The sequence below is a fragment of the Methylorubrum zatmanii genome (assembly GCF_014845115.1).
GTDB classification, from domain to species: domain Bacteria; phylum Pseudomonadota; class Alphaproteobacteria; order Rhizobiales; family Beijerinckiaceae; genus Methylobacterium; species Methylobacterium zatmanii.
The window spans coordinates 1-4,084 of sequence record NZ_NKUI01000249.1; the positions used below are offsets into that span (position 1 = coordinate 1).

General features: G+C 65.6%; 3 protein-coding genes and 1 tRNA gene. All 4 read left to right on the forward strand.

The window, feature by feature from the left end:
- Nucleotides 1-191 precede the first annotated feature (191 nt).
- Nucleotides 192-269, forward strand: a tRNA-Pro gene (locus tag MZTS_RS22610).
- Nucleotides 270-1,171: 902 nt separating this feature from the next.
- Complete coding sequence (locus MZTS_RS22615) at nt 1,172-2,137, forward strand: NAD-dependent epimerase/dehydratase family protein (RefSeq protein WP_192285503.1); 966 nt, start codon at nt 1,172-1,174, stop codon at nt 2,135-2,137.
- Nucleotides 2,122-3,354 (forward strand): glycosyltransferase family 4 protein, encoded by a 1,233-nt coding sequence (locus MZTS_RS22620; protein WP_192285504.1) that lies wholly within the window; start codon nt 2,122-2,124, stop codon nt 3,352-3,354. Before MZTS_RS22615 ends, MZTS_RS22620 begins: the two co-directional genes overlap by 16 nt.
- A gap of 231 nt (nt 3,355-3,585) precedes the next feature.
- A partial coding sequence (locus tag MZTS_RS22625) for a hypothetical protein (protein ID WP_246482236.1) occupies nt 3,586-4,084 on the forward strand: 499 nt, incomplete at its 3' end.

A 4,084-nucleotide genomic window follows, 5' to 3' on the forward strand; every position in this document is an offset into this window, starting at 1 on the left:
CGCTTTTGCCTTGCCCGGGCCGGGTTCCTGTCCGCGGCCGACGAACCGCGGGAGGGGGACCGGCTCCGGATGGGTGGGGCGGCGACGGGGCGAGACGACGGGGAAAGTCGTCGTTCTTTCGCCAAACGGCATGAGGGGGGTTGCGCTGCCTGAAGCGGAAAGCTATGAGCCGCGAACCCCGCAGGGGGCGTCGGAGTGTAGCGCAGCCCGGTTAGCGCACTAGTCTGGGGGACTAGGGGTCGTGGGTTCGAATCCCGCCACTCCGACCATTGTTTTTCGATCACTTGCAACCGGAAGTGATTGTACCGCCGGAAGCGGTTTGCAAACTTCTCTTCCGGTGATGTTAACCCGCCGTCTCAATCGCTGCCTTCGCGAACGGCCCAGGATTATCTGGGCGTGTGCCGGTTTGCACGTTGCGTTCAGCGGTTGACCGCTGCTGCGGCTTCGTTCCGATCCTCCGTTCGAGAGAGTCCAGACGGAAGCCTCCACCACCGCTGTGGTGACGCCCGAGCTTCGATCCGCTTTCGGGATCCGCCCCGCTCCGTCAGAGAGAGGTCGCCTGTCCGGTGCTCCGCTATCGGGCGCCGTTGCCTTCGTGCGGCGATGCCGGTCCGGGTCATGAGCGGAATGGTGCATGCCCAGTCTTGATCCGTTCGACCAAGTCGCATTACCGGCAATATCTTGATGAGAATGTTGCTATTTTGGGCTCTGCGACGTTGCTGTCAGAATTTCATGATTGTTGATCTAGTATGATGATTGCCAATGACTGGGATCTGCGTAAATTAATCTTATTCCTGAGGGATTAATCCAAAAAGAGCGTAAGGCGTCATCACAACGGGTCATTCATTCTCCTCTCAAGCCTTGGTAGAACAGAGTGCTGCCGGAGCGCCGCCTGATCGGACGTGGTTTCGCGATGAGATCGATCGATGTCTCTGACTCAAGCTCGGAATCGCTTTTATTCTGCTCGTTTTTCTTTCGGGATAGCTTGGGACGTGAGCCGGGTCCCCCGGTCTCCTGATGATCCGCCGATACGGCGTGTCCTCCCGCACGGCATGATCAGTCGTACCGAAGACGGACTGACGGATCGGGACGCGGGTTGCGGAACGATGTCGGCGAAGATTTCTGACCGTTCCGCAAAATCTTTGCTCGTCTAGGGCGTGGAGGCAAGATCGTGAGGATCATCGTCACTGGGGGCAATGGCTATGTCGGACGCGAAGTCACGCGGCGACTGATGCGCAGCCATACCGTCCGTGTGGTGGATTCGCTGCGCTACGGCACGGTCCGCTTCACCCCGGACGAGATGGCGGGCATCGACTTTCAGCGCGTCGACATCAACGAGCCGGAGGCGGTGCGCGAGGCGATCGAACCGTTCGAACCCGAGGCGGTGATCCACCTCGCGGCGATCCACTACATCCCGGAATGTGAGCAGGATCCGTCCCTGGCCGTGCGCACCAACGTGCTGGGAACACAGAACGTTCTCGCCGCATGCCCGCCGGGCTGCCGTGTCGTCTTCGCCAGCAGCGGAGCGGTCTACAAGCCGGACGACCTGCCCCATCGCGAGGACACGGCCCTGATCGAGCCGAGCGACATCTACGGCTTCAGCAAGCTCCACGGCGAGCATTACGTCCGCTACGCCGCCCGAACCCACGGCTTGTCCGCGGTGATCGTCAGGCTCTTCAACGTGATCGGTCCCGGGGAGACCAACCCGCATCTGCTGCCGGAGATCGTGGCCCAGCTCAAATCCGGCCGCACGACGATCCGTCTCGGCAACCTTTGGCCGAAGCGCGACTACATCCACGTTCAAGATGCCGCGGCGGGCTTCGTCGCCACCACGCTCAACAGCGACGTTCCCGCCAGTGAGACGGTGACCGTCAATCTCGGGACATCCTGTTCCTATTCCGTCGCGGAGATCATCGGAAAGCTCAAAGCCATCACCGGCAGCGACTTCACCCTGATCCAGGACAATACGCGGATACGGGCCGTCGACCGGCCATTTCTGGCGGCGGATAACGGTCGCATCCGCGACCTGTTCGGCTGGAGCCAAGCCTATACCATCGACGAGGCGCTCTCCAATCTCTGGCGCGATCCGGAGCTTTCGACCCAGCTCACGGAGAAATACGCATGTTCCGCGTCCTGAGCCCCCTGATCGTGCCGCCGCACATGTCGGTGAGCGGCGGTGCGCGGGCCGGTGAGCAGTTGAGCGCGGCGCTCGCGGAGCAGTGCCGGATGAGCGTGGCGAGCATGCTGAACGCCGCCGACGCTGCCGCCACCGGGCCGGAGACCGGTGTCCTGCGTGTGCCGGTCCGGACCTGGCTCCCGCCGGGGTTGCCCTGGGCCCGCCTGCCGAAGCGCTACCGCACGCTGTTCTACCGCTCCGACATCCCCGACCGCATCCGGGCCGGCGTCTACGATCTCGTCCATCTGCATAATCCGATGCCCGCCCTGGAGATGGAGCGGGTCGCCGTCGCGGCGCGCCGGGCCGGGATCCCCTACGTGGTGTCGACGCACGGCTTCAACGAAGTCGCCAATGGCCGGAGGATCTACGGGTTCGACCGGCTGCGCGGCGAGGTGTGGCGGCGACTGGTGGAACAGCCCGTCGGCCGCGTGGTGCGGGGGGCGAGCGCGGTTTTCGCCCTGTCGCCGGCGGATTTCGACATCCTGGACGGGATGGGCTACCGGGGGGCCGTCCATGTCGTGTCCAACGGTGTGACGCCGAGAGCGGCCCCCGATCCGGTTCTCGACCGAACCGTTCATCGGAAATTCGGCCTGCCCCCGCGAGACCAGAGCGGGCTGACCTGCATGTTTCTGGCCAATCACACCCCGAACAAGGGGCTGCCGATCCTTCTGCGCGCCTTCCAAGGCCTCGATTGTCCCTACACCCTGATCGTGGCGGGCGATACGCGGCCGGAGATTGACTATTCCGGGCTGCAGCCCGACCGGGCCGACCAGAGGGTGATCGTCACGGGCCATCTCGCCGATTCCGAGATCGCGCCGTTGATGCGCCGGGCCGATGTGTTCGTATTCCCGACGCTCGCCGACACCTTGCCCCTCGTCGTGCTCGAAGCGATGGCCGAGGGCGTACCCGTCCTTGCCTCGGCGGTCGGCGGAATTCCCTACCAGCTCGAGGGCGGATGCGGCGTTCTCGTTCCGCCGGGCGATGCCCCCGCCCTGGCGCAGGCGCTGATGCGCATGGCCGAGGATCCGGCACAGCTCGCCGAGATGGGCCGCCGCGCGCAGGCGCGCATCGGCACGCACTTCACCTGGGAGGCCGCGGCGGCGAATGCCCTGTCCGCCTATCAACAGGTGCTGGCGGGCCGGGTGGATCGTCCGCAGGGGCTGCGCAGCGCCGCCTGATCTGCGGCGTGCAGGCAACCTGTTCGTTGTCTTGTGCAGCGCTCGTTCGAGCGGATCTCGAATCCGCCCGTTGCTCGAGGACGGGCGGTCAGCGATTGCCGGCCGCGACGGATCCGAGACCGGGCCGGTCGCGGCCTCTGCGGTGAGGATGGAGATTATTCACCTAGGTTGACGGCAGGGGCGAGCTGTGGCTGTAGGCCCCTGTCAATCGCCCGGGAGTTGAAGTCCGTCATGTCGGAAGGGGATACGCTGGCCAAGGCACTGGCCGATGTCCGGCGGCGCATGGCCGATCTCCAGGCCGATTACGAGCGCATCGCGGCCGAACTGACGAAGCTTCGGGTGGCGGAGAAGTCGCTCGCGGCGATCGTTGAGGGCGCTTCGCTCGAGGGCGTGGCCGGATTGGCCTCGGCGGAGGCGGGTTTTTCGGCCGAACCGCAGGTCCGGGCCGGGCGCGGCGGCGGGCGGGGCAGCCGTGGTCCGCGGGCGAACTCGGCCAAGGGGCGGCTGAAGGCCCTGCTGGAGAGCGCCGGCCCGCAGGGCCTGTCGCATGCCGAGATCGCGCGGCGCCTGCCGGATGTCGCCCCGAATACGCTCAACACCTATCTCAGCGTCATGGCCAATAGCGGCGAGGCGGTACGGCGGGGCGATTTCTACTCGGCGGGCGTCACCCCCCAGGCGGACGACGGGGCGCCGGAGGACGAGGCCGACCCGCAGGCGCCGGAGGATGAGG

Coding starts and splice junctions, on each gene's coding strand:
- MZTS_RS22620 (WP_192285504.1), top strand. CDS start 2,122: ATGTTCCGCGTCCTGAGCCCCCTGATCGTGCCGCCGCACATGTCGGTG.